The sequence below is a fragment of the Iodobacter fluviatilis genome (assembly GCF_900451195.1).
Classification (GTDB): domain Bacteria; phylum Pseudomonadota; class Gammaproteobacteria; order Burkholderiales; family Chitinibacteraceae; genus Iodobacter; species Iodobacter fluviatilis.
Map to the genome: position 1 here is coordinate 2644523 of NZ_UGHR01000001.1, position 24543 is coordinate 2669065.

The following is a 24543-nucleotide window of genomic DNA, read 5'->3' on the forward strand; positions in this document are numbered from 1 at the left end:
GAAATGAATGCAGGATCAGGCGAACAACTTAGTTTTTACCAGCTGTTTGAGCAAAAAAATATGCAAGTGGAGATCCCGATTATCCAGCGGGATTACGCCCAGGGGCGGGCTGAAGTGGCAGAAGTGCGCGATACCTTTTTGCAAGCTTTGCACAGTTACTTAGAAAAAGGCCTGCCCTTTCGGGATTTGGATTTTGTCTATGGCAGCATCACAAACAAAGCAGATGGGCGAGACAGCTTTACGCCGCTGGATGGTCAGCAGCGCTTAACAACCCTTTTCTTGTTGCACTGGTATCTCGCGCAAATTGCGGGTCAGGGAGCATCTTTCCGGCAGGTATTAAGTGCGGGTGGCGTCTCCCATTTTACCTACGAAACGCGCAGCAGTTCGCGGGAGTTTTGCAATGCTTTGGTGGCCAAAGACATCGATTTCAGTGCTTTACTGCAGGAATCCGGCAAGGGGTGCCTGAGCAAAACGATTAAAGATCGTGCTTGGTTTTATTTATCATGGGAGAGCGATCCTACTATTCGCTCGATGCTAACCATGCTGGATGCAATTCATCAACAATTTGCTGGGCATGCTGATTATTTTTCCAAACTGATCGACAAAGAAAACCCCGTCATTACCTTTCGATTCCTGAATCTTGCCGAATTTAAACTCACCGATGACTTGTATATCAAAATGAACGCCAGAGGAAAACCTTTGACACATTTTGAAAATTTCAAGGCAAGGCTAGAAAAAGTCATTAAGTCATTCCAAGGGACATGGCCTAAATACCACCTGAGCTTTAAACAGAGCGCGGTGTCTGGCTATGACTATTTCATTCATAAAATTGATACGGATTGGGCCGATTTATTCTGGCACTATCGTAATGTCACATCACAAGATGAGTCTTATGATGATGAGCTAATGAATTTTATCGTCCTCAGTATTGCTAATTTTCTATTGCTTAACCCTGCACAAAACAATGAGAACCTACCCAAAACCCTGTTTGGGCAGGGAGGTAAAATCACTCAACTCTCCTTTATTGAGTGTGAACGCAATGGCTATTTGTCACAGCCACTGATCATTGAATTGATCACACAATTAGATTTGCTACGCGGAGCAAGCAGCTCATGCGCTGGTATTGCAATGCACCTGCAGAAAAACAGCCATTACGATGAAGAAAACGTATTCAAGAAAATAATAGCCAATAATTCTAGTTACCCAGAAAAGCTGAAGTTTCACGCTTTTTATACTGCTTTGGCTAAGGGTAAGGCGGGTGCTGAATTAGAAGCCTGGATGCGGGTCATTTACAACCTGACTGAAAACACCATTTTTAATTCAGTAGATGATTATCACAAGGCTTTAGTCTCTATTCATGATCTGGCCAAAATGGAAGGCACAATTCTTAATTTGCTGATCCAAGATGTACAAGTGCAGGGTTTTCTTTCTGCTCAGGTTTTTGAAGAGAAACTGAAAGCGCATCTTTTGCTTAAGTCTTCTGAATGGGAGGCTGCCATTACTCAACTCGAAAGCCATGAATTCTTCAGGGGGCAAATCGGCTACGCATTAAAATTCAGCGGCATTGTTGACTACTTTAATCAGCATAAAAACGTTGGGTGGCTTGATGCAGAGGAAAAAAACTACTTAGAGCAATTCAAACACTACGCAAGCTGCGGCTCTGCTCTATTTAGCGCAATAGCGCAAAGCTCTGGGGTTTTAGACTTTGCCTGGGAGCGTGCAGTGCTTGCTAAAGGTGACTATCTCACGTCAACAACGGCAGATAGATTTAACCTGCTCAGCACACGTACAATCAAAAGCAATATTGATCGTGACCATTCCTGGCGGCGTTTGTTGCGGCTTCCTCTGGATGAATCAAGCGTGTGGCATCAACGGCAACTCCATGTAAAAGCGGTATTCGATGATCCTCGCTTTGATATTCATCATTTAAAATCTGGCCTAGAAAAAATCTGCTCGAAAGCGCTCTCTGATTCTTCATTGCGCTGGCAGACCATGTTAATTGCACGGCATGAGTTATTTAGTCTTTGCAATCAGGGCTTTATTGTTGCCAACTCCGAAGAGGTGGTGTTATTACACGAGTCTCAGCGCAATCATTATCACAGTGAACTTTACTCAAAATATTTAGAATTAGAGCTAGCAAAAAGCCAATTATGTACCGCACCTTTCAAGAATAAACGCTACAACCCCGTACGTAGTAGTGATGAGAGAGCCTCTCTAATCCTTGACGGCTTTTGTGCCAATAAACAACGACTTGGTTTAAATGTATTTTTTATGCAAGGCCAGTACTATCTTCTTTTTTATCGTACTCATGACGTAGCAACCCCATTCCCAAGTGAGTTACAAGAAGTTCTGGTGCGTTGTGGATTCTGCATCATCACGGATTTAGAAGCTTATCAAGCTGAAGACGGGCTATGCACCAGTGAGGACTATGTTTACCGCTGCAAAGACACCAAAAATGCCATCGCCAAGATCGCTGAGCTTTGCCCTCAGTTGGAGGGTTTAAGCGACGGTAGCCAAGTAGCGTGAAGCTCAAAAATGGAGTATTGATTTTTCTCCATAACGTGAATCACTGGATCTGAGCCAATGATTGGTTGAGGAAGACGACGCCACTGAAAACGGAGTGCTGCAAGATAACAAGCTGATTGTTATCAAGCACAGCCCGAACAGGCTCGTCTTCCTGCTGTAGTTTGCACGGGTGTATGCCAATAAAACCAATGGATCACTTGGCCACATAAAGGCTTTGCCAGCTTGGGTAAAGCAAGGCTATTGATCATAAATTTGACCGCTTAAGTGGCTATAAAATGACTTTTTGCTGCCCTTATGGGTGGTCTGTGCCTGCTTATAGCAGGTACAATGCGCTGATCTAAAATGATCATTAATGATCATTAATGATCATTAATGATCATTAATGATCATTAATGATCATTCTTCCCCCTTGTCAATCAAGGGAGTGTCTTTTATGCATTCACTTTCAATCTAGGACGTTCATTCATGGCTTCTGGCAAACTGACTCTTGCCCGGCTCGAAAACCTGTTGCTCACTGCTTGTGATGATTTACGCGGCAATATGGATGCCAGTGAGTACAAGGAATACATCTTTGGTATGTTATTTCTGAAGCGCGCCAGTGATTTATTTGATCAACGCCGTGCCGAAATCCGGCATCAGGCTGCCGCGGATGGCCTGGTGGGCCAGGATGTGGATGACTTACTCAATGATCCTGACCAATACACGGGTAAGTATTTTTATGTGCCGCTGCGTGCGCGATGGAATGATCCATGGTTTGAAGTCATCAAAAACAGTGATGGCACAAATGGATTGTTGCAGCACCCTGCGCTCAAACACGTGAAAGAAAACGTCGGCTCTACGCTGAATAAAGCACTCGAAGCATTGGAAGAAACCAATGTCGATGCCTTGCAGGACGTCCTGAAAGACACCATTAACTTTAACCGCAAAATTGGTCAAAACACCCTCGACGACGATACCTTGGTTGATTTTATTCAGAATTTTGAAAAAATCCCGCTGCATGATGATGATTTTGAATTTCCGGATTTGCTCGGTGCGGCCTATGAATGGCTGATCAAACACTTTGCGGATTCGGCGGGTAAAAAAGCGGGTGAGTTCTATACCCCCGCTGAAGTGGTGCGAATTTGCGTAGAAATTTGCGACCCGCAGGAGGGAATGAGCGTATATGACCCAACCGTTGGGTCGGGCGGTATGTTGATTCAGGCGCGCGACTATCTGCGTGAATGCGGCTCTGATGCCTCTGAACTCTCGCTCAACGGCCAGGAGAAAATGGGCACCACTTGGTCTATTTGCAAAATGAATATGCTCTTGCATGGTATTTCACATGCCGATATCCGCAATGCCGATACCCTGACCGATCCGCAGCATAAAACCGAAGGCAATGAACTCAAGCGGTTTGACCGCGTGCTGGCCAATCCTCCCTTTAGCCAAAACTATACGCGTAGTCAGTCCAAAGACGATGGCAGTGGCACCAAGAAAAAAGTCGCTATCGCTTATCCGGGGCGCTTTCAGGTGTGGATGCCAGAAAAAGGCAAAAAAGCCGATCTGATGTTTGTGCAGCATATGCTGGCAGTATTGAAGTCGAATGGTCGTATGGCCACCGTGATGCCGCATGGTGTGTTATTCCGTGGTGGCGAAGAGCGCGAGGCGCGGCAATATTTTATTGAGCGCGGCTATTTGGAAGCCGTTATCGGCCTGCCGAGTAATCTCTTTTATGGTACTGGCATTCCGGCCTGCATTTTAGTGCTGAATAAAGCCGGTGCGGCCGAGCGCGACCATGTGCTGTTTATCAATGCCGATCGCGAATACCGCGAAGGCAAGGCGCAAAATCATTTGCGCCCCGAAGATATCGACAAAATCGTCCACGCCTATCGGGATGGTAAAAATATCCCTAGCTACGCTCGCCGCGTGCCAATCAGCGAAATTAAAGCCGAAGACTACAACTGCAATATCCGCCGCTACGTGGATAATGCACCACCACCCGAACCTCACGACGTACGTGCGCACTTGCACGGTGGCGTACCCGTGAGTGAAGTCGATGCGCTGGCGCATTTCTGGCACAACTACGCGGGCCTGCGTGAAAGTTGCTTCGTGCCACGCGCAGCAGCGGCCAGCGGCGTTCCCTATGCGGATTTTGTGGCTGACTTGCAAGATAAACGCGCCATTGCCGGGCATATTAATACTCACCCCGGTGTGATAGAGCGGCAGTCTGGCTTTATGGCCGAGCTGAAGGCGTGGTGGGACGTGCATTTACCCCTTGTTGAAGCGCTGGCGCCAGATACCAGCAACCAGCTAGCCAAGCCAAACAATGTCTACCAAATGCGCGCCACGCTGCTCAATAGCATAGAGCGCACTTTTGCCAGCCAGCATTTGCTAAGCCGTTATCAGGTGCGCGGTGCATTTGCCAATTACTACCAGCAACTGGCCTCCGATTTTAAATCCATCGCCGCCAGTGGTTGGGGCCCAGAGCTGATTCCGGACCAAGACATTCTGCAAAGCCAGTTCCCGCACGTCTTGGCCGAGCTAGAAAGCCAACACGCACGGCTGGCCGAATTGCAGGCGCTATTTGCCGCAGCCAGTGAAGAAGACTTCGAAGATACTGAGGACACCGGCGTATTGCCTGCCGAAGAAGTCAAGGCGCTGAAAGACGAGCTCAAAGAAAACACCGCCAGCTGGAAGGCAGAACTCAAAACCCTTAAAGCCGCCGCCACCGATCTGTTTACCGAAATCAAAGTCGCTGGCCTCTTACCCAAAGGGGCCAGCAAGAGCTTTTATTGCAGCGAAGGGCTGAGCGTGGCCGAGGCGGAGTTCACTAATGGTGAACGCATCCTGGCGCTGGCGGCAGAAGTGCTGCATCGCTCGCCGCGCATTGCGCTGGTGCAGCAAAGTATGCAGCAAGGCCAAGCAGCCAAAGCCGCTGCTGCGCGTATCGAGGCTAGGCTAGCCACCCACAAGGCGCTGGAAGATGAAGCTAAACATCTAAAAGCATTGATCAAGTCCACCGAGCAAAGCCGTGATGAATTAGTGGCCAAAGCGCGCGAAAACATCAGTAGCGACGCAGCACGCCAAGTGATTATCGAGCGTATGGGTAAGGTATTGTTTGATAGCTACCGCCAGTATCTGCGCGCCGACCAGCGCGCCTGCATCGCCGCGATTGAAAACCTGTGGGCGAAATATGCGGTGACCGCCAAACAAATCGAAACCGAGCGCGATGCGGCTGCCGCTCAATTGCAGGCGTTTTTGGCGGAGCTGGGGTATGAGTGAGTGGCGCCACGTTTCGTTGCGAGAAATCGCTACCCACATCAAAGACGGCACGCATGGTACACATCAGCGAGTTGAAGTTGGTGTCCCTTTTTTGAGTGCAAAGAACATTGGCAGCGGTGGTCGGTTGAACTGGGACAAGAGCGACGATCTTGTCAGTGAATCGGACTATGCAGCCATCACTGCGACGTTCACTCCAAGGCGGGGCGATGTACTGCTAACGGTCGTCGGTAGCATTGGGCGTGCGGCACTCTTTGATGGTTCGCGCGTTGCGTTTCAGCGAAGTGTCGCGTTTGTCCGCGGCACCAATGATGCACTGCCTGAATTTCTGTATCAGGCAATTGCATCTGCCGACTTCATACGTCAATTGGAAAGTCGCTGCAATGTCACGGCGCAAGCCGGTCTCTACCTAGGGGAACTCGCCAAGTGTCGTATCTCGTTGCCACCCCGCGAGCGCCAACAAAAAATCGCCACCATTCTTTCTTGCATCGACACCACTATCGAAAAAACCGAAGCATTGATTGCCAAATACCAGCAGATCAAGGCGGGGTTGATGCATGATTTGTTTACGCGTGGCGTTCTCCCCAACGGCCAGCTCCGCCCCCCACACGAGCAAGCCCCAGAGCTATATCAGGAAACGGCGATTGGGTGGATTCCAAGGGAGTGGAAAATTGTACGCATGATTGAATTGGCAGAAGATAAAAAAGGATCAACTACTATTGGGCCATTTGGTAGTGACTTATTGGCAAGTGACTATCAAGTTGAAGGTGTGCCCATTGTTTTTGTGCGCGATATTAAGGAATCAGGGTTCGAATGGAATAGTGAAACTTATGTTTCAGAAAAAAAAGCCATCCAGCTTAATGCTCACCGTATTAAAGCTGGGGATGTACTAGCAACTAAAATGGGCTTGCCACCTTGTATTAGTTGTCTTTATCCTAAAACAATGCCAAATGCAGTAATGACTGCGGATATTATCAGGCTTTCTCCGGATGGAAATAAAGTTGCAGCAAACTGGCTGACCGCAGCAATAAATCATGATCGAGTTAAACGGCAAGTAGCGGGTATTACTGCTGGTGTTACACGACTTAAAGTAACTTTGGCTGATTTTAGAGGAATCAAAGTGGCAAAGCCTGAATTGTGGGAGCAGGAGCTTGTTAGTCAGCGTCTCGAAGTGGTACAGACAATGATCGATAAGGAGAATGCTCATGTGGACTCACTTTGCAATCAGAAACTCGGCCTAATGCAAGACCTGCTAACCGGTAAGGTTGCGGTTAAAGTTGATGATGGTGTCGTTGAGGCCGCACATGGCTGAAGTCCTGTACCCCAATCTGAATCCGGAAAAAGCCTTGATTTGGCGGATTGTGCATAGGGATAACCTGCCGTGGATTCTGGATCATGGCGTGCCCTGTGCTAATTCAGCGGAGCTGGCCCCGAACTATGTGCATATCGGCCATGCTGAGCTGATTGATCGGCGTCGCCAGCGGCATGTGCCGATTGCGCCGCATGGCACGTTGTCGGACTATGTGCCATTTTACTTTACGCCGTTTTCGGTGATGATGAAAAATATCCACTCTGGGCGGGGCGTGCCACAACGGCGCAATGAAGAGATTGTGATTCTGGTGTCCAGCCTGTATCGGGTGCGGGAATTGGGTCTGCCCTTTGTATTTACCAATGCGCACGCTTATCCGGATTGGACTGAGTATTATGATGATCTAAACCAGCTAGGGCAGATTGATTGGGGTATTTTGCAGCGGCGCGATTTTAAGCGCGATGACGATGATTTGCGCAAGATGGAGCGATATCAGGCTGAAGCTCTTATTTATCAAAGCCTGCCTATCCATGCCCTGCTGGGTATAGTTTGTTATACCGACGCGCTAAAACACAGTATTGAGCAACAAATTCAGGAGCGGGGCTTGGCCTTACCGGTGCATACCCGCCCCAGGTGGTATTTCTAATGATTATATTTACTCAAGGCAATCTGCTGGAAGCCCGTACTGAAGCGCTGGTCAACACGGTGAATACCGTGGGCGTGATGGGCAAAGGCATTGCGCTGATGTTTAAAGAGCGTTTTGCGGATAATTTCCGGCGCTATGCCCTGGCCTGCAAGGCGGGTGAAGTGCAAACCGGCCGTATGTTTGTCACCGAAGTGAACGAGCTAGACGGCCCGCGCTGGATTGTTAATTTCCCGACCAAGCAGCACTGGCGCTCGCCTTCCCAAATGGCTTGGGTGTTGGAAGGCTTGCAGGATTTGCGCCGATTTTTGCTGGAGAATAACGTCAAGTCGATTGCCATCCCCCCCTTGGGCGCGGGTAATGGTGGCCTGAAATGGGCCGATGTTCGTCCGCAGATCGAGGCGGCGCTGGGTGATTTGGCCATTGATATTCAAATCTTTGAGCCTACCCAGCAATACCAGAATGTCGCCAAACGCAGCGGCACAGAAAAATTAACCATTGCCCGCGCCTTGATCGCAGAGCTGGTGCGGCGCTATTGGGTGCAGGGCATGGAATGCAGCCTGCTGGAAATTCAGAAACTGGCCTGGTTTCTGGAGCGGCATATCGAGCGCAGCCTGCCCAACGATAAAGCCTTGGATTTGCAATTTACCGCGCATAAATACGGCCCCTACGCCAACCGCCTGCAGCATTTACTGAATAATCTGGATGGCAGTTTCTTGCATTGTGAAAAACGCATTCAGGATGCCAGCCCGCTGGATGTGATCTGGTTTGATGATGAGCGCAGGGATTATTTGCAAACCTATCTTAAAACCGAAGCCGCGCCTTATTTGCCCGCCTTGGAGCAGACTGCAGCCCTGATTGATGGCTTTGAGTCACCATTTGGCCTGGAGCTATTGGCAACGGTGGATTGGTTGCTGAGCCAAGAAAACGTGGCACCGCAGGTGGCAGCGCTAAGCGAGGCCTTAGCGCACTGGCCGGCTGGCGCGGCAGAACGTAAACGCAGACTGTTTGATAAGCCATCGCTTGAATTTGCGCTGGCTCGCCTAGGGCAGCAGCCACTTTATAGCCCGTCACCTTCTAGCAATTTGCACTGAGATCACGATGTCGGAATATACCGAAGTAGAGCAGCCTTTTTTGGCGCAATTGGCCGGGCTGGCATGGACCGTGATCGATCAGGGTTGTGCAATCCCTTCAGACCCAAGCGTAAGTTTGCGCGCCTCCTTTCGCCAATGGCTGTTGCCGGATGTATTTGATGCCGCAGTACGCCATATCAATCGCACGCCCGATGGTGAGCCTTGGCTGACCGATATACAGCTGGATGAATTGCGTGGGCAGTTGTCGCGTCAGCCTAATCGCACCCTGTTGGAGGCGAACGAGGCCGTGCAGGCTTTGCTGTTCAAGACTCAGGTGGGTATCAATGAACTGACGGGTGAAAATGACCCCGTGGTCAGGCTGATTGATTTTCAAAACCCAGAAAACAATCAATTTCATGCCATCAATCAATTTAGGATTGATACGCCGGGCTGTGTAAAGGCCTTTATCATTCCCGATATTGTGCTGTTTGTGAACGGTATTGCGCTCTGTGTGGTGGAGTGCAAAAAAGGCTCTGAAACCTGTGCCAATCCCATGCAAGAAGCATTTGTGCAATTGCAGCGCTATATGCGGCGGCGTAAAGAAACGGAAGCGGCAGGTCTTAAAGAAGGTGAGCCACGTTTATTTCAAAGCAATCTGTTATTGATCCGCAGCTGCGGTACTGAAGCAGATTACGGCACAATCACCTCGGGCGATGAGCATTATTACGCATGGAAAACCAGCTACCCTGAGCCGGAAGCATTAAGCGCAGGGCAAAACGCGCAAGCGCAGTTGATTGCCGGCATGCTGAGCAAACGCAATCTGCTCCAGATTTTGCGTACTTGCGCCGTTTTTATGGATACCGATGGTGGCCCGCGCGTCAAAGTGGTGTGCCGCTACCAGCAGTTTCGCGCTGCCAATAAAATTATGGAGCGCCTACGCACTGGCGCGAACGTGCTGGAGCGCAGCGGCGTGGTATGGCACACCCAAGGCTCTGGCAAATCACTGACGATGGTATTTCTTGCCCGAATGCTGCGCGCCAGCCGTGATTTAAGTGATTACAAAATTATACTGGTAAATGACCGGCAGGATTTAGAGGCGCAATTAGGCGAAACAGCCACGCTGATTGGCGGCCGGGTGAATGTGATCGAGACGAGACTAAGCCTTCGCCATCATCTTGCGACCGATAGCTCTGATATCAGCATGGTGATGATTCACAAGTTTCAGGAGCATAAGCAGGTTTTGAGTAATGCCGTTGCTGAGGCGCTGGGTACTTATACGGCAATTCCGGCAGCTAAAACCTTCGGCCTGGTTAATCCGTCTGAGCGCATTGTGCTGATGATTGATGAGGCGCACCGCACCCAAAGCTCTGATCTGGGTGACAATCTGTTTGAAGCCTTTCCAAATGCCGCCCGGCTGGCCTTTACCGGCACGCCGCTGATTACTGAACGGCATGGCGAGAGAAAAACCCACAAGCGCTTTGGGGAATACATTGATACCTATCGCTTGATGGATGCCGTGGAGGATGGTGCCACACTGCAAATTCTCTATGAGGGTAGAACGGCGGATAGTGCTCTGAATGAAAAGCATGCCTTCGATCAGGCATTTGAAGATTTGTTTTGTGATCGCTCCGAAGAAGAATTACTGGCCATCAAGAAAAAATATGGTGCCACAGGTGATATTTTAGAAGCAGAAAATCGGATCAATGCGATTGCAAAAGATGTGGTGCAGCACTATGTCGATCATATTTTACCTAATGGCTTTAAGGCACAGGTTGTTTGTCATTCAAAGTTAGCATGCATTCGTTACCAAACAGGTATTCAAGCCGCCTTGGCCGAGCGAATCGAGCAGGAGCTTGGGCGAGCAGAGCCAGATCAAGCGCTCATTAAGCGCCTGAAGTTTTTAAAAACAGCGGTAATCATTTCATCCGATGGCACGAACGAAGCTGCGTTTATCACTCAAGCGCGCAAACAGGCTTCACAAATGAATGCAGTGGATAATTTTTGTCGAAGTTTCGATTTTGATGATCCTGAACGAGAAAATACCGGCATTGCATTTTTGATTGTTTGCGACATGCTGCTGACTGGGTTTGATGCGCCGATTGAGCAGGTGATGTATATCGACAAAAAGTTACGCGAACACACCTTGCTTCAAGCCATTGCACGGACCAACCGAGTTAAAAAAGGCAAGTTGCGTGGCTATATTGTTGATTACATCGGTTTGGCCAATCATTTAACTGATGCTTTGACCTTGTATGCCGCCTCTGATGAGTTGCAGGAGCTTCACGATGGTCTACAGAATATCACCTCAGAGCTGCCCATTCTGGAAGAGCGATATCAGCGCTTGCTGCAGCACTTTCAGGGATTAGGCATTAAGCAAATTAAAGCTTTTGTAACCGGCGCTTTACCCGATCTGGATGCGGATGCTGCAGTTGTTCATGCTGCTGTGAATGCTTTAAAAGATGAAAAGCAGCGGGCAGATTTTGAGGTGTATCTGAAGAAGTTTCTGATGAGCCTGGATATTATTCTGCCAAATGAAGCGGCGCATGTTTACCGAGTGCCAGCGAAGCGTTTTGGCTACATCTTGCAAGTGACTAAGGAGCGCTACAAGGACAGTAGCTTGGATTTGGGCAGTGCCGGAGAAAAAGTCAAAGCACTGATTAATGAGCATCTGATTAGTCTTGGCATCAATCCAAAAGTCCCCCCCATTGAATTGCTGTCTGAAGACTTTTTAGAAAAACTGGCGGCGCACTCAGGCCAGAATATTGAAGCTAAAGCCAGTGAAATGGAGCATGCTATTCGTAAGCACTGTACGGTGCATCATGACGAGGACCCTGCGTTCTACAAACAATTATCCGAAAAAGTCGATGCGCTGATTGGAAAGCATCATGATGAGTGGGAACTGTTAGCAGAAAAATTGGCCGAGTTGCGAAATGAAGCGATTGCGGGCCGTCAGCAGGGCGAGGCAGGCATGAGCCGTGAAGCGACTACTTTTTATGAGCATATTATTCAAGTTGGCTTTGCTTCGGCCACAGTCGATGAAGCTGATAAATTCAAATTCAAGTTGTTAATGGAAGCAATCGTTGATGTTTTGCAAGAGACGATTGGTAGTATCGATTTCTGGCAAAACCCAGATAAACAGAAGCGGGTTCGCGGCTTGATTAAAACTGAAATTACTAAAACGGGTATTGCTGAGCTTAAAGAAAATCGTGAGCGCGTGGCCGTGGAAGTAATGCGGCTAGCAAAAAATCGGCATGACAGTTTGGTTCAGTTGGCAAAGCAAGGAGTGTATTGATGCAACTTCGACAAGTCCGCGATATTGAATATCGTTTGCTGCCTGGCACGGATCGAATGACCACCGATATTGTCCTTGAACGTGATGGTGTTATTTCTGTACGCCCACCCGCCCGGATGACGCCTGAGCAGATAGATCAAACTGTATTAAGTAAACGCATGTGGATTTACCGCAATCTGGCTGAATGGCGCGAGCTCAATGCAACAAAAATACGCCGTGAATGGGTGGGGGGTGAGTCCTTTCCCTATTTGGGACGAAATTATCGTTTGCAGTTTGTAGATCATCAGGATGCACCGTTGAAACTCAAAGAGGGGCGGCTTTGCCTTTTGCGTAAAGTGGTTCAGGACGGTGGCGTTGCGGCGGCACATCAAGCTTTTGAGACGTTTTATCAGGAAAAAGGCTTAAGCAGATTACCCGAGCGAGTCGCACTATTTTCAGCCAAGGTAGGGGTTAAACCAGGGCGTATTCAAGTCAAGGATCTGGGGTTTCGCTGGGCTTCATGCTTAAAAAATGGGGATCTGCATTTTCACTGGAAGTGCTTGATGGCACCACTTAAAATCATTGATTACATTGTTGTGCATGAGTTATGCCATTTTCACCATCGGGATCATTCTGATGCGTTTTGGAATGAAGTCGATAAAATCATTCCTGATTATCGGGAAAGAAAAGACTGGCTAAAAATGCATGGCGCTGAGCTCAGTCTTTAAACCCCATTAAAAGACGCCCCCCAACCATGCCGCTGAAACTAGCGGCATGTTTTATTTAGGGGGTGGCTATGTTACGCAGCATTGAGCAGATTGTGATTCATTGCTCGGCCAGTTTAAATGGCCGCAGTCTGGGTGGCGGGGGTCAAAGTGCGGCAGAGGTGATGGATGCCTGGCACAGCAGGCGCGGCTTTATGCGCCGTGCGGCGGCGTGCCGGGCCTTTAATCCGCGCCTGCCCGCCCTGGGCTACCACTGGGTGATCGATTGCGGCGGCGTACTGGAAAGCGGCCGCAGTATTGATGAGCCGGGCGCGCATGTGGCCGGGCACAATGCCCACTCTATCGGCATTTGCTTGGTGGGCACTGATGCGTTTACCGCCAGCCAATGGGCGGCATTAGCAAGCCAGATCCGCTATTTACAGCGCCGCTTCCCCACGGCGCACATTGTCGGCCACCGCGATTTATCGCCGGATCTAAACGGCGACGGCAACATCTCCCCCAATGAATACCGCAAAACCTGCCCCGGCTTTAGCGTGGCCGCTTGGCTGGCGGGTGGCATGCAGCCGCTGCCACGCCATCTGATTGGGGGCGTCAATGCCGCTCTCTGATTTGATCACCAATCCGCAAACCAAGCGTTTAAGCCATAGCAAGCTGTGGGCCAATGTGGCTTGCGCGGCCTCCACGGCGGTGTTTATCAAGCAAGGCTGGGCAGGCACGCTGAGCAGCGAGGGCTGGTTGGTTTATCTGGGGGTGGTGGGTGGCTACGCCGTAGCCCGGCACTGGCTGGCCACCCGCAAGGGAGGCTTCGATGCAGCTGATTTACAAAAGCATAAAGAGCAGTGAAATCAATCAAGAGGAGTCGGTGTTGGGTTACGCGATAAAGCAGCTCATAGCCATCAAGTTAGGCTTTTGTCATCCCGTGACCTCTCATTTGCAAGCATTGCATCATTGAAACCCAATCCTATCAACTTAAGGGGAGTTCGTAGCTTGGGTTAGCAGGCTTTATCGCGTAACCCAACATTCTGTTTACGGAACGCCCCCGCGGTGGCTACCGCTCCAAAATCAACGCGCCGAAGGCACTAAACAGCACTGTCTTTGCCAACAAATCTCAAAACAACGGCAGCCATCATGAGCATCAATATCGATTTCTGGCAGGCACTGAGCTGTGCGGCAGCGGTGTTTGTGTTCTTTTTTGGCCTGCTGATTAGCCTGCTTAAAGTGCTGTTCAAGCAGTTTGAAGATCGCCAGTCCGCACGGTTCACGCAAATCGAAACATCGCTGATCAAGCGCGATGACGATTTCACGCGCTTAGAGCGGGACTGGCTCAAGCACTTAGCCGAGCTGCCCATTCAATATGTGCGGCGCGAGGACTACATCCGGGGGCAGAGCGTGCTGGAGGCCAAGCTGGATGCGCTGTATTCCAAGCTGGAAGTCACTCAATTAAGGAGCACCCGCAATGACTGATTTCGTCAAAATCCGCCGCGAATCCATGCGCTGGAACCTGATCAACACCCTGGATAAAGCCCGCCCGCACACCAGTAACGAGCAGTTTTTGCTGGAAGTGATGCGGGCCATTTACCCCGATGCCACCGCGCTAGAGGTTCGGCGCGAGCTGGATTATCTGAGCGATCGCCAGCTTGTGGAGCTGCGCAAAGAGCCATCAGGCACTTGGTTTGCAGATCTGACCCGCTGTGGGGTAGATATTGCCGAGTACACCATCGAGTGCGAACCCGGCATTGCGCGGCCTGTTAAATACTGGAGCACCTCATGATCCGGCCCCCCATACTCCCCCCAAGGGGGATTGCCTCCCTTGGGGCGGCCCTGCGGGAGGCAATCTAATATGGCCCGCCGCAGCAGTATCGATGGCCTGCCGGAAGATGCAAGGCGCTGGCTGGAGCGTGCGCTCACTGAGAGCAATTTCAGCGGCTATCAGGCGCTGGAGGAGATGCTGCGCGAGCAAGGCTATGTGATCAGCAAAAGCGCCATTCACCGCTACGGCCAAAAAATAGAGCGGCGTTTTGCTGCAATTAAGGCCAGCACCGAAGCCGCAAGAATGCTCACCGAAGGCGCGGCAGATGATAAAGACGCACGCTCTGAAGCACTGGTGGCGCTGGTGCAAACCGAGCTGTTTGATTCGATCATGAATCTGCAAGAGGCTACGGCAGAGGATGTCAACCCGGCAGACCGCATTGCCATGCTGTCAGACGCGGCTAAAAACATCGCCACACTGGCCCGTGCCTCGGTGAACCAGAAAAAATTCCGTTTAGAGCTGCAATCGCGGGTAGATGCAGCCGCTGCAGCGGTAGAAAAAGTGGTTAAAAATGGCGGTTTATCTGATGCCGCCGCTGATGCCATCCGCCGCCAGATTCTGGGCATTGCAGCATGACAGCCGATGTCCGCGCCGCCCGCGCACCCACGGTTTTACTGCCTTACCAGCAGCGCTGGTGCGCCGATACCTCGCCGGTCAAGGTGATGGAAAAATCACGCCGGATTGGTTTGTCCTGGGGTGAAGCCGCCGATTCGGCGCTGCTATCCGCAAGCCAAAGTGGCATGGATACCTGGTATATCGGTTACAACAAGGATATGGCGCAGGAATTTATCCGCGATTGTGCCGACTGGGCCAAGCACTACAGCTTAGCCGCTGGCGAGATTGAAGAGACCGAAGAAGTGTTTATCAATGGCGATGATGAAAAAGCCATTCTCGCCTTTGTGATTCGCTTTGCCTCTGGCCACCGTATTACAGCGCTGTCTTCCCGCCCATCCAATCTGCGCGGTAAAGCGGGTCGCGTGATCATTGATGAAGCAGCTTTTCATGAGCAACTGGGTGAGCTGCTTAAAGCCGCGATGGCGCTGCTGATGTGGGGCGGCCAGGTGCATGTGATCTCCACCCATGATGGCGTGGATAACCCGTTTAACGAGCTGATTACCGATACCCGCTCCGGCAAAAAGCCCTACAGCGTGCATCGCGTAACCTTTGATGATGCACTGGCCGAAGGGCTGTATCAGCGTATCTGCCTGCGCCTTGGCCAGGAATGGACTGCAGAGGGTGAGGCCCAATGGGCTAAAGAAATCCGTGATTTCTACGGCGATGATGCCGATGAAGAGCTGGATTGCGTGCCTAAGAATAGCGGCGGCGCATGGCTATCACGGGCGCTGATTGAATCCCGCATGAATAAAGACACGCCTGTGCTGCGCTATGAATGCAAAGCAGGCTTTGAGCTATTGCCCGATCATATTCGCAAAGCGGAATGTGGGGATTGGCTGGAAGAAAAGCTGGCACCGCCGCTGGCCAAGCTGCCAACGAATGCCATCTCATTCAATGGTGCGGATTTTGGCCGTAGCGGCGATTTAAGTGTGCATGTGCCGCTGATCCAGCTGCAAAACCTGACATGCCGTGTACCGTTTGTTTTAGAGCTGCGCAATGTGCCGTTCCGTCAGCAGGAACAAATCTGTTTTTATTTATTAGATAGATTGCCCGGTTTTATGGGTGGCGCATTTGATGCTCGCGGCAACGGGCAGTTTCTGGCCGAGTATGCCATGCAGCGTTATGGCATCAGCCGCATCCAGCAGGTGATGCTGAGCGAAGGCTGGTACCGCGAGCACATGCCGCCGGTTAAAGCCGCACTGGAAGACGGCACTATTACTGACCTGCCCAAGGACGCCGACATTTTGGCCGATCTGCGTGCCATTGAAGTAATAAGAGGTGTGCCGCGTATTGCAGACAAACGTAGCACTGGGGAAGACAAAGGCAAACGGCACGGCGATGCGGCCATTGCCCTCACGCTGGCTCACTTTGCCAGCCGTGAACTCAATAAAGGCCCGGTCACGGCGAAATCACGCCGCCGCCGTGGCGGTGAAAAAATTACACGGGGATACCAATGAAAACCAAGGGATTATGGGTTAGCCCCACAGAATTCGTACAGTTTGGCGAGCAGCGCAAACCACTATCAGAGCAGCTGGCCACGCGCAGCCGTAGTATCGATTTCTACGGCCTCGGCATGTATTTGCCGAACCCGGATACGGTGCTGAAAAAACTGGGCCAGGATATCAAGGTCTATAGAGAGTTGCGCTCGGATTCCAGCGTAGGGGCATTTATCCGCCGCCGTAAATCCGCCATTAAAGCGCTGGAATGGGGTATTAACCGCGAGTCAGCCAAAAGCAGCGCCAGCAAATTGATTGAATCGGTTTTTAGCCAGTTAAAACTGGAACGCATCATTAATGAAATGCTGGATGCGGTGCTGTTTGGCTATCAGCCAATGGAGATCGTCTGGGGCAAAGTGGGCAGCTATATCGTACCGATCGATATTATTGGCAAGCCCGCCGAGTGGTTCGTATTCAGCCAGGAAAACGAGCTGCGCCTGCGGACTAAAGAAAACCGCATCGAAGGTGAAGCACTGCCAGACCGCAAGTTTTTGCTGCCTCGCCAAGATCCGAGTTATGACAATCCCTACGGCTTCCCCGATCTGAGCATGGTGTTCTGGCCCACCACATTCAAAAAAGGCGGGCTGAAATTCTGGGTGACCTTTACTGAGAAATTCGGCATGCCGTGGATTGTGGGAAAACACCCACGCGGCACACCCGAATCAGAATCCGATCGCCTGCTCGATAGCCTTGAAAATATGGTGCAAGACGCCGTGGCCGTGATCCCTGATGATTCCAGCGTGGAGATCAAAGAAGCCGCAGGCAAGGCCGGTAGTGCCGATGTGTATGAGCGCTTATTACACTTTTGCCGCTCTGAGGTCTCCATTGCCCTGCTTGGCCAGAACCAAACGACCGAATCTACTAGCAATAAAGCCAGCGCGACGGCTGGGCTGGAGGTGACCCGCGATTTACGCGATGGCGATAAGTCCATTATTGAGGAAACCTTCAATCAGCTGATCGCATGGATTTGCGAGCTGAATTTTGGCGAGGGTGTGGCACGGCCTACTTTTAGTATGTGGGAGCAAAAAGAGGTGGATGAAGCGCTATCGGCCAGAGATGAAAAACTGATGCAAGCAGGAGCAAAATTCACCCCCGCCTATTTTATGCGGGCCTACCACCTGCGGGCGGGAGATTTGCAGGAGGAGTAAGGCATCTTGCAAAACACCCGACCGTCCTTTTCCGTTTAACCCCACCCAGCAAAGGATTAATCATGGATCTCATCTCCGTTTCATCTTCAAACCTGAAAGCCGTTGGCTATGACCCAGCAAGCCAAACCTTGCAAATCGCTTTTCGAAACGGTGGGCGCTACGAGTATTACAACGTGCCCCCAGCCATCCACGCCGCACTGATGGCGGCAAGCTCCAAAGGCTCTTACTTTGATGCACGCATCAAAAACGCCTCTTACCGTTACCGCAAACTGCGCTAGGGAAAGTCTGTGGTTTTGCAGGGGGCAATAATTTTGAAGCCATGGAGGTAGCTTGGCCTGAAGCGGTACCAGCCCAAGCTACCTTGCTTGGATCATCTCACCCGCGCAGCTCTCCGATAATGAGCCTGTTTACGCTCTTTGCTCTCGCTTGATAAGCAAGCGTAGCAGAGCAAGCACAGCAAAGGCTTCTAAAGCTTTATAAAGGCTTTACGCTCTGTTTAAACTACCTTAATCCTTCGCTGTTTTTCAGCCACGCATACCATGCCCGCACTAGCTATGATTTGAGCTGTTCATCGCAGAAATAAATTGCTCTTTAGGAACATGGGCGTTCCTGATCATAATCAGATTGTCTCTGACAGAATGAATAATGAAGTCCTTAATGTAATACCCTTCCGCAAACCTGCTTTCTAAGGCGATCCCATCTAAGGACCAGTTGTCAGGGTCAAATCCAATATCGTTAAATTTTGCATTAAATGGGAAAACTTTGTATTCATGCCAAAACTGGCTGCTTACGCCATAAGCCCAGTAATTCACATCAGCAATTCGCTCACCATCCAAACAAAGCCACCAGCCGAACACCCTTCCAAAATCGGTATGATCGTAGGGGTGAGGGGGTGTTTTTTTCTTGAAAAACATGTGGCATCCCAGTCTGTAATGATGTTTTATCAATATGATCAGTGCAGTCACTAGCCCAAGCGATTGCGCTGCGTTTATTCAGCATCCAGAAAGCCATCCTGTCGGACTAGGTATTTATCGCCCTCGCAGCCGCCTTGCCATTTTGCTTTTGCATCGTTATCTGTTACGCCTTTGTATAATATTTTGCCATCTGAAACTCGGCGAATTGAAAATTTCAGGTTCGCAAATAATTCTGTATTGCCATCTGCATCTTCAAACGAAACCTCGCCATGTGCAGGTTTACAAACTTTCTTTGCAGGAGCGGAATAGGCAGCAGCAGAAAGTAATAGTGCCAAAACACAGCATGTCGTTTTCAACATAAAAATACCTTAATGAATTGGAAGCGCAACACTTGAGGGTGTGCATTTAATGATTTACTTAGGGAGTTGAGCAGCGGGGCTAGTCCTTAGCGGCTTTTTCAATCACAAATTGATATACATTCTCTGGCTCAATAAATTTTGCAGTGACTTGCTTGTCAGATTTGTAGAATTTTTTGCCATCACTTGTATATTCAGTAAAGGTAATGCCTGAAGGGAAGTCCGCGTTTTTTTCATAGCGGTATTCCACTTTATCAAAGGTGATTACACCCTGTTGATTCAAACGAACCCCTTTGCAGGAAGCAAACAAGCTGGGCAGTTTCATAAAGACCCGTGATTTGGGCTTGTTTCCAATAAGGTGAACGGCGGTGTGCCTCACTGCACTACCACTGGCCGATGGGGAAACGCTTTCTAAGCAGGTAAAGTCTTTGGAAAAGTAAACCGAAGTAGCCCTGCCAAAATCATCCCTGTTGCTGTGCTCATTTGGAAAAATCACCGCAGATTGCATCGTTAAATATCGGCCATTGATCTGAATACGGCCTGTATCCAGAACAACACGCTGCTTGCGCCCGTTAGCCACACCTTCCCAAGCATATTTAATCCCTTGGCCAGTGCTTAATGGCTGCATCTCATAGCCCGCTTCAGCGTGAAAAATCGCTCCGGGTAAAGAGGCATAGTAGGAATCGTATCCGTCATAAACCTCTTCAGCATTGGCTAATGAAGCGGCAAAAATGAGTATTGCGGCGGTGAGTTTCATCGGTATTCCTTTCCTCCTGTTGCAACGGGGTAGCTTGGCTGAAGTTGTATCAGCCCAAACTACCTCACTTCGAAACTTTCCAACTTGATTTTCGATTCTGTTCGCTATACCACGATACAGGGTGACAGAATCGATAGTCGCTCCCATTGGCTCTAACAGATCTGATCGCACACTCAACTAATTGTCGAAGTTCTGGATGATTTTTAGGGTCATTTCCCTTTGTGCAGGCATTCACGACAAGATCACCAACTTGCAATACGTTTTTAAGCCTCTGAATAAAATCCTCACGTGCATAGCTATCCCAAGCCGATAAAAAAACTTTATCTCTGTATGTTTTTGTCGTAACTCCTAGTGAGCATTGATTTTGGATGGCGTTCAATAGTATGAGCCCCTTCGGAATGGGAGCATTATTCGGTAGCAAATTTTGCAGATGTTCTCGTATCCGTTTCCCTGTGGGACCTTTGGCCGGCCCTGGCTGGCCGTTAAATTCCATTATATGAGGCGATTCGAGTATCAAAATCACACAGGGTTGATTTGCTGGTCGATTATTTACGCTCACCCTTTTTTCGAAATCAATTTGTTCTTTTGTAAGTTTTAAGATCCGCCCTACATATTGATCGGGGCATAAGACGGTCTGAAATGGCTGTGTGTTTTTTCCTACAACGGCAGTTACTGCAGTGATAAACATATAATTCCTAATTTGAAAATTCCTGAAAAAATTGAGCCTGTCACATAGTTTAACCCAGCCGTTTCAACACAGCACTCACCCGAATGATCATGGCATTTTTTGATCTTTATTCTGGGATGTTGGGTTGTGCCTCCCCTGCTAATTGTAAAGTCGATTAAAAGACCCGTCCCCCCGTGGCGCTGAAAATAGCGTCATGACTACTCCAGCCCCCCTCCATATTTTTAAGCCCGGCCGTCACACCGCAATGAGTGGGGTGACGCTGGATTTTACTGACGCAGATTTAGCAGCGTGTGCCGCTGCATACGATCCGGCGCTACATGAAGCGCCGATGGTGATTGGCCACCCCAAACATGACGCCCCTGCCTATGGCTGGGTGAAATCGCTCGGTAGTGATGCTGAAGGGCTATTGGCTGAGCCAAAGCAGATTGATGTGGCATTTGCCGAGATGGTTACGAAAGGGCGCTACAAAAAAATCTCCGCCTCGTTTTACGCCCCTGATGCTGCGAATAACCCCGTACCTGGCGTGTACTACCTGCGCCATGTGGGTTTCCTCGGCGCAATGCCTCCGGGTGTTAAAGGGCTGAAGCAGATTGAATTTGCCGAAGACGAAGACGGCGTGATCGAGTTTGGCGAATTGCCTGCCGGTGCCGTCTCCCGCATCTTTCGTGGCCTGCGTGAATGGATGATTGGCAAGTTTGGGCTGGATGAGGCCAATAAAGCCCTTTCCTCATGGGATGTGGACTGGGTGCAAGAGCAAGCCGCCCAGCCCGAACCCGAAATTTCCCCCGCTTTTTCCGAACCTACCCTCGTTATCAAGGAGTCTACTGTGACCCCAGAACAAGCCGCTGCTCTCGAAGCAGAAAACATCAAGCTCAAAGGGCTAGTGGCCTTTGCCGATGCAGAAAAGAAAAAGCTGCTGGCAGAACAGCGCCACGACGAGCACCTAAGTTATACGGAAACGCTAATTGCCGACGGCACGCTGGCCCCTAAACACAAAGACACCGTGATTGCGCTGTTGGATTTTGCAAACGGCGAACAAGTGCTGGAATTTGGCGAGGGTGCTGCAAAACAAGCCCTGCCAACGGCGCTGAAAGGTTTTCTCTCCGAGCTGCCCAAGGTGATCGATTTTGGTGAGCACGCCACCAAAGACAAGGCAGGCACAGCGCACAGCAAGACTGTTGAGTTTGCTGAAACCACAACCGATCCAGACCGCTTGAATCTGCACGTAAGGGCTGCTGCGCTTTCCGTAGAAAAAAGCATCCCTTACGAGCAGGCCGTGCGCGCGCTTCTGTAACCCCGTTATTAATAAGGAATCATCATCATGGCAGATCGTTTAAAAAGGCTTCGCGTTGTAGACCCCGTGCTCACTAGCTTGGCACGCGGTTATCGCAATGCGCAATTTATTGGCGAAGGGCTGTTCCCCGTCGCTGAAATGGACAAAGAAGCGGGGATTATTCCCTTGTTCGGTAAAGAGGCATTTCGCCTTTGGGATACCGAGCGGGCGATCCGTGCCAAATCCAATGTGATGACGACGGATGATGTTGATGAGCTGGATGTAGTTCTGCGCGAGCATGATCTGTCCTACCCCGTGGATTATCGCGAGCAGGCTGAGGCCATGTTTAACGAAGAAGCCAAAGCTGCCCGCCGCGTGAAAGATGCCATTGATTTGGGGCGTGAAGTTCGAGCGGCCAACCTGGCACAAAACCCCAACACCTATCTGAGCGGGGCCAAGATTGTGTTGTCTGGCTCCAGCCAGTGGAGCAATAACGGCGGTGACCCGATTAAGGCCGTGGAAGACGGCAAAGAGGTTATTCGCCAGCGCACGGGTATGCGCCCGAATACGGCCACAATTGGCGCGGCTGTGTATGCCGCTTTGAAATTTCATACCAAGCTGGCGGCGGCACTGGGGTCAAACCAGGACAAGCTGATTACGCTTGAGCACCTCAAAGCCTTATGGGGCATTGAGAATATCTATATTGGCGAAGCGCTGGCAGCCACTCCCTTTGGCGGGCTAGGTGATATCTGGGGCGACAGCGTGTCTCTTGCTTATGTGGCCCAGCCAGGCGAGGGTCAATCCAATGATCATGATGTGCCTTCTTTTGGCTATACCCTGCGAAAGAAGGGCATGCCAGAGACCGATAAGTACGATGCAGAAGGCCACAAGGTTGCCTACGTGCGCCACACCGATGTTTATAAAGTGGTGGTGGTTGGCGCGGATGCGGGCTACTTGATTTCTGACACCAACGGATAAGCCGCCATGAAAAAATACCTTATTCACAGCACCGATCTTGAGCACGACGGCCAGCGCTATTTTGAAGGCGACACCATCGAGCTGGACGATGCTGAAGCCGCCCGGCTCATTAAATGGCTGAACCCGCTGGAACAGCCGCTTGAATCATTCAAGCCGTTGGAGCCGCAAGAGCCGATCGAACAGCCGCTCAAGCCGCCGGAAACCCTTGAGTCTGAAGCGCCAACGAAAGGAACTAAACGATGAAAACGCAAATAGTCATTCTCACCGCCTCTGTCATGGCGGCTACTGATTTAGCAGCCCGTCGCTTTGTTGGCTTTGACGGCAATGTCTGCGCCAGCGGAGCCAAAGCGCTGGGCGTGATCGATGCAGAAACTGCAGCAGACAGTATGGCCCCTGCCAATGTATTGGGGGTGATTTTGGTAGAGGCAGGTGCAGCGATTACTGCAGGCAGCGAAATTCAATCCGATGCGGCGGGCCGTGCCATTGTCAAAACCACCGGCGCAGGCAATGGTTTTGCATTGGATGCGGCTACGGCAGCGGGTGATCTCATCAGGATTGTTCGGGGAATCTGATGCGCTATTGCACCCTGGCTGACCTGCAGCTGGCCATTCCTCTGCAAACGCTGATTGCGCTAAGCAATGATGCGCAGCCAGATCTCAGCTACGGTGGCACGGTTACGCCGCCGCAGCTGATGATGGAAGTGATTGAGGATAAGGTGCGGCAAGCTGAAGAGGTAGTGGACTCGCACCTGCGTGGCCGTTACACGCTGCCGCTGCTGCCCGTGCCTACCGTGATTAAAGACCTCACCATCAAGCTGGCCCGCCATGAGTTGTATGCCCGGCGGCCTGAGGGCGGCGATTTACCCGATGCCGTAGTGCGTACTTATAAAGCGTCAATGCACATGCTGGAGCAGATCCGGGACGGCAAGCTCACCATAGGCATTCCAACGGGTGAAGCCGCACCTGAATCTGGTGAAATGAAAGTGCGTACATCAGAGCGCCGGTTTAATAAAAAACTACTGGATAGCTACTAATGGCCAGCACCGTAGAGATTCTGGATGCCGTGGTGCAGCGCCTGCATTTGAAATTGCCGCAGCTGGCCGTAGAGTATTTCCCAGAAAACGCTAAAAACTACACCTTGAACCATTCACTGGGCGCATTGCTGGTGAGTTATTTAGGTAGCCAGTTTGATGACACGACAGACACGGGGTTTATTGCACAGCCTCGCGCTATCAAAATCTCCATCACGGTGGTGGTGCGACAGCTCAACGGCCGGGGCGGCGCAATTGAAGTGCTGGACCTGGCCCGCCGTGCAATCGTGGGTTTTAGACCTCCCGACTGCAAAAAGATACGTGCGGTCAGTGAAAAATTTTTAGGCCAAGCCAGCGGTTTATGGCAGTACGCATTAGATATATCTACTAGCGGCATGCTGGTGGAAGACACAGAAGTAGCAAACGAGCACCCGCTCACTGTTGTGAATTACGAGGAGGCACCATGAAGTATTTATATAAAGGCCCAAGCTCTGGTGTCACCTTGCGTGATGGCGAGGCTGAAACTGAAATCATGTTTCATGACGGCGCAGAAGTGGATCTGCCCGCAAAGCATGAATATACCCAAACCCTGCTGGCGCTGGGCCACCTCACTGTCGTGATTGAAAAACCGGCCAAGGCCAGCAAGACCGCCGCTGCTGCAGAAGGAGTTTAA

General features: G+C 50.5%; 26 protein-coding genes. 22 read left to right on the forward strand and 4 right to left on the reverse strand.

The window, feature by feature from the left end; all coding sequences use genetic code 11:
- Positions 1-3 precede the first annotated feature (3 nt).
- The 15 genes from DYD62_RS12210 (at position 4) to DYD62_RS12280 (ending at position 18152) form a co-directional block, all read left to right on the forward strand.
- Positions 4-2526 carry a DUF262 domain-containing protein gene (locus tag DYD62_RS12210; protein WP_267896129.1) on the forward strand — a complete coding sequence of 841 codons (2523 nt, stop codon included), beginning with the start codon at positions 4-6 and terminating at the stop codon, positions 2524-2526.
- A 465-nt stretch (positions 2527-2991) separates the two neighbouring features.
- Positions 2992-5787 carry a type I restriction-modification system subunit M gene (locus DYD62_RS12215; protein WP_115227589.1) on the forward strand — a complete coding sequence of 932 codons (2796 nt, stop codon included), beginning with the start codon at positions 2992-2994 and terminating at the stop codon, positions 5785-5787.
- On the forward strand, positions 5780-7096 hold the full coding sequence (locus DYD62_RS12220; RefSeq protein ID WP_165928637.1) for a restriction endonuclease subunit S: 1317 nt from the start codon (positions 5780-5782) through the stop codon (positions 7094-7096). Before DYD62_RS12215 ends, DYD62_RS12220 begins: the two co-directional genes overlap by 8 nt.
- On the forward strand, positions 7089-7739 hold the full coding sequence (gene darT / locus DYD62_RS12225; RefSeq protein ID WP_115227590.1) for a type II toxin-antitoxin system toxin DNA ADP-ribosyl transferase DarT: 651 nt from the start codon (positions 7089-7091) through the stop codon (positions 7737-7739). Before DYD62_RS12220 ends, darT begins: the two co-directional genes overlap by 8 nt.
- On the forward strand, positions 7739-8830 hold the full coding sequence (gene darG / locus DYD62_RS12230) for a type II toxin-antitoxin system antitoxin DNA ADP-ribosyl glycohydrolase DarG (protein ID WP_115227591.1): 1092 nt from the start codon (positions 7739-7741) through the stop codon (positions 8828-8830). Before darT ends, darG begins: the two co-directional genes overlap by 1 nt.
- Before the next feature lie 7 nt (positions 8831-8837).
- Complete coding sequence (locus DYD62_RS12235; protein ID WP_115227592.1) at positions 8838-12101, forward strand: type I restriction endonuclease subunit R; 3264 nt, start codon at positions 8838-8840, stop codon at positions 12099-12101.
- Positions 12101-12808, forward strand: a complete 708-nt coding sequence (locus tag DYD62_RS12240; protein ID WP_115227593.1) for a M48 family metallopeptidase — start codon at positions 12101-12103, stop codon at positions 12806-12808. The genes DYD62_RS12235 and DYD62_RS12240 overlap by 1 nt, the downstream gene beginning before the upstream one ends.
- A 68-nt stretch (positions 12809-12876) precedes the next feature.
- Positions 12877-13413 (forward strand): N-acetylmuramoyl-L-alanine amidase, encoded by a 537-nt coding sequence (locus DYD62_RS12245; RefSeq protein ID WP_115227594.1) that lies wholly within the window; start codon positions 12877-12879, stop codon positions 13411-13413.
- Positions 13400-13648 (forward strand): DUF2644 domain-containing protein, encoded by a 249-nt coding sequence (locus DYD62_RS12250; protein WP_115227595.1) that lies wholly within the window; start codon positions 13400-13402, stop codon positions 13646-13648. Before DYD62_RS12245 ends, DYD62_RS12250 begins: the two co-directional genes overlap by 14 nt.
- A gap of 285 nt (positions 13649-13933) precedes the next feature.
- Positions 13934-14269: a hypothetical protein gene (locus DYD62_RS12255; RefSeq protein WP_115227596.1), complete on the forward strand. Its 336-nt coding sequence runs from the start codon at positions 13934-13936 to the stop codon at positions 14267-14269.
- Positions 14262-14576 (forward strand): hypothetical protein, encoded by a 315-nt coding sequence (locus tag DYD62_RS12260; protein WP_115227597.1) that lies wholly within the window; start codon positions 14262-14264, stop codon positions 14574-14576. Before DYD62_RS12255 ends, DYD62_RS12260 begins: the two co-directional genes overlap by 8 nt.
- Positions 14577-14645: 69 nt before the next feature.
- Complete coding sequence (locus DYD62_RS12265; RefSeq protein WP_115227598.1) at positions 14646-15191, forward strand: DUF3486 family protein; 546 nt, start codon at positions 14646-14648, stop codon at positions 15189-15191.
- Complete coding sequence (locus DYD62_RS12270; RefSeq protein WP_115227599.1) at positions 15188-16687, forward strand: terminase large subunit domain-containing protein; 1500 nt, start codon at positions 15188-15190, stop codon at positions 16685-16687. The genes DYD62_RS12265 and DYD62_RS12270 overlap by 4 nt, the downstream gene beginning before the upstream one ends.
- Positions 16684-17874: a DUF935 domain-containing protein gene (locus tag DYD62_RS12275; RefSeq protein ID WP_115227600.1), complete on the forward strand. Its 1191-nt coding sequence runs from the start codon at positions 16684-16686 to the stop codon at positions 17872-17874. The genes DYD62_RS12270 and DYD62_RS12275 overlap by 4 nt, the downstream gene beginning before the upstream one ends.
- Before the next feature lie 62 nt (positions 17875-17936).
- Positions 17937-18152, forward strand: coding sequence for a KTSC domain-containing protein (locus DYD62_RS12280; RefSeq protein WP_115227601.1), 216 nt, complete (start codon positions 17937-17939; stop codon positions 18150-18152).
- A 270-nt stretch (positions 18153-18422) separates the two neighbouring features.
- Here the strand turns inward: DYD62_RS12280 and DYD62_RS12285 are convergent, their stop codons facing one another.
- The 4 genes from DYD62_RS12285 to DYD62_RS23625 all read right to left on the reverse strand — a co-directional run bounded on the left by DYD62_RS12285 (position 18423) and on the right by DYD62_RS23625 (position 20589).
- The gene (locus tag DYD62_RS12285; protein ID WP_115227602.1) at positions 18423-18788 is read right to left on the reverse strand and encodes a hypothetical protein; all 366 of its coding nucleotides are present in this window, start codon (positions 18786-18788) and stop codon (positions 18423-18425) included.
- Between the two features lie 74 nt (positions 18789-18862).
- Positions 18863-19147 carry a hypothetical protein gene (locus DYD62_RS12290; protein WP_099398298.1) on the reverse strand — a complete coding sequence of 95 codons (285 nt, stop codon included), beginning with the start codon at positions 19145-19147 and terminating at the stop codon, positions 18863-18865.
- Between the two features lie 79 nt (positions 19148-19226).
- Positions 19227-20048 (reverse strand): hypothetical protein, encoded by an 822-nt coding sequence (locus DYD62_RS12295; protein ID WP_132038635.1) that lies wholly within the window; start codon positions 20046-20048, stop codon positions 19227-19229.
- Positions 19966-20589: a hypothetical protein gene (locus DYD62_RS23625; protein WP_115227604.1), complete on the reverse strand. Its 624-nt coding sequence runs from the start codon at positions 20587-20589 to the stop codon at positions 19966-19968. The genes DYD62_RS12295 and DYD62_RS23625 overlap by 83 nt, the downstream gene beginning before the upstream one ends.
- A 193-nt stretch (positions 20590-20782) precedes the next feature.
- Between DYD62_RS23625 and DYD62_RS12305 the strand changes: the two genes are divergently transcribed.
- From DYD62_RS12305 to DYD62_RS12335, 7 genes are read left to right on the forward strand one after another with little or no spacing between them, the layout of a single operon-like run.
- A complete protein-coding gene (locus DYD62_RS12305) occupies positions 20783-21883 on the forward strand; it encodes a peptidase (protein WP_115227605.1) in 1101 nt (366 codons plus the stop codon).
- A gap of 27 nt (positions 21884-21910) precedes the next feature.
- Positions 21911-22840 carry a major capsid protein gene (locus tag DYD62_RS12310; protein WP_115227606.1) on the forward strand — a complete coding sequence of 310 codons (930 nt, stop codon included), beginning with the start codon at positions 21911-21913 and terminating at the stop codon, positions 22838-22840.
- Between the two features lie 6 nt (positions 22841-22846).
- Complete coding sequence (locus tag DYD62_RS12315) at positions 22847-23083, forward strand: DUF7210 family protein (RefSeq protein WP_115227607.1); 237 nt, start codon at positions 22847-22849, stop codon at positions 23081-23083.
- Positions 23080-23412: a DUF2190 family protein gene (locus DYD62_RS12320; RefSeq protein WP_115227608.1), complete on the forward strand. Its 333-nt coding sequence runs from the start codon at positions 23080-23082 to the stop codon at positions 23410-23412. Before DYD62_RS12315 ends, DYD62_RS12320 begins: the two co-directional genes overlap by 4 nt.
- Positions 23412-23873 carry a gp436 family protein gene (locus tag DYD62_RS12325; protein WP_115227609.1) on the forward strand — a complete coding sequence of 154 codons (462 nt, stop codon included), beginning with the start codon at positions 23412-23414 and terminating at the stop codon, positions 23871-23873. Before DYD62_RS12320 ends, DYD62_RS12325 begins: the two co-directional genes overlap by 1 nt.
- Positions 23873-24337 (forward strand): Gp37 family protein, encoded by a 465-nt coding sequence (locus DYD62_RS12330; protein ID WP_115227610.1) that lies wholly within the window; start codon positions 23873-23875, stop codon positions 24335-24337. The genes DYD62_RS12325 and DYD62_RS12330 overlap by 1 nt, the downstream gene beginning before the upstream one ends.
- Positions 24334-24543: a hypothetical protein gene (locus DYD62_RS12335; RefSeq protein ID WP_115227611.1), complete on the forward strand. Its 210-nt coding sequence runs from the start codon at positions 24334-24336 to the stop codon at positions 24541-24543. Before DYD62_RS12330 ends, DYD62_RS12335 begins: the two co-directional genes overlap by 4 nt.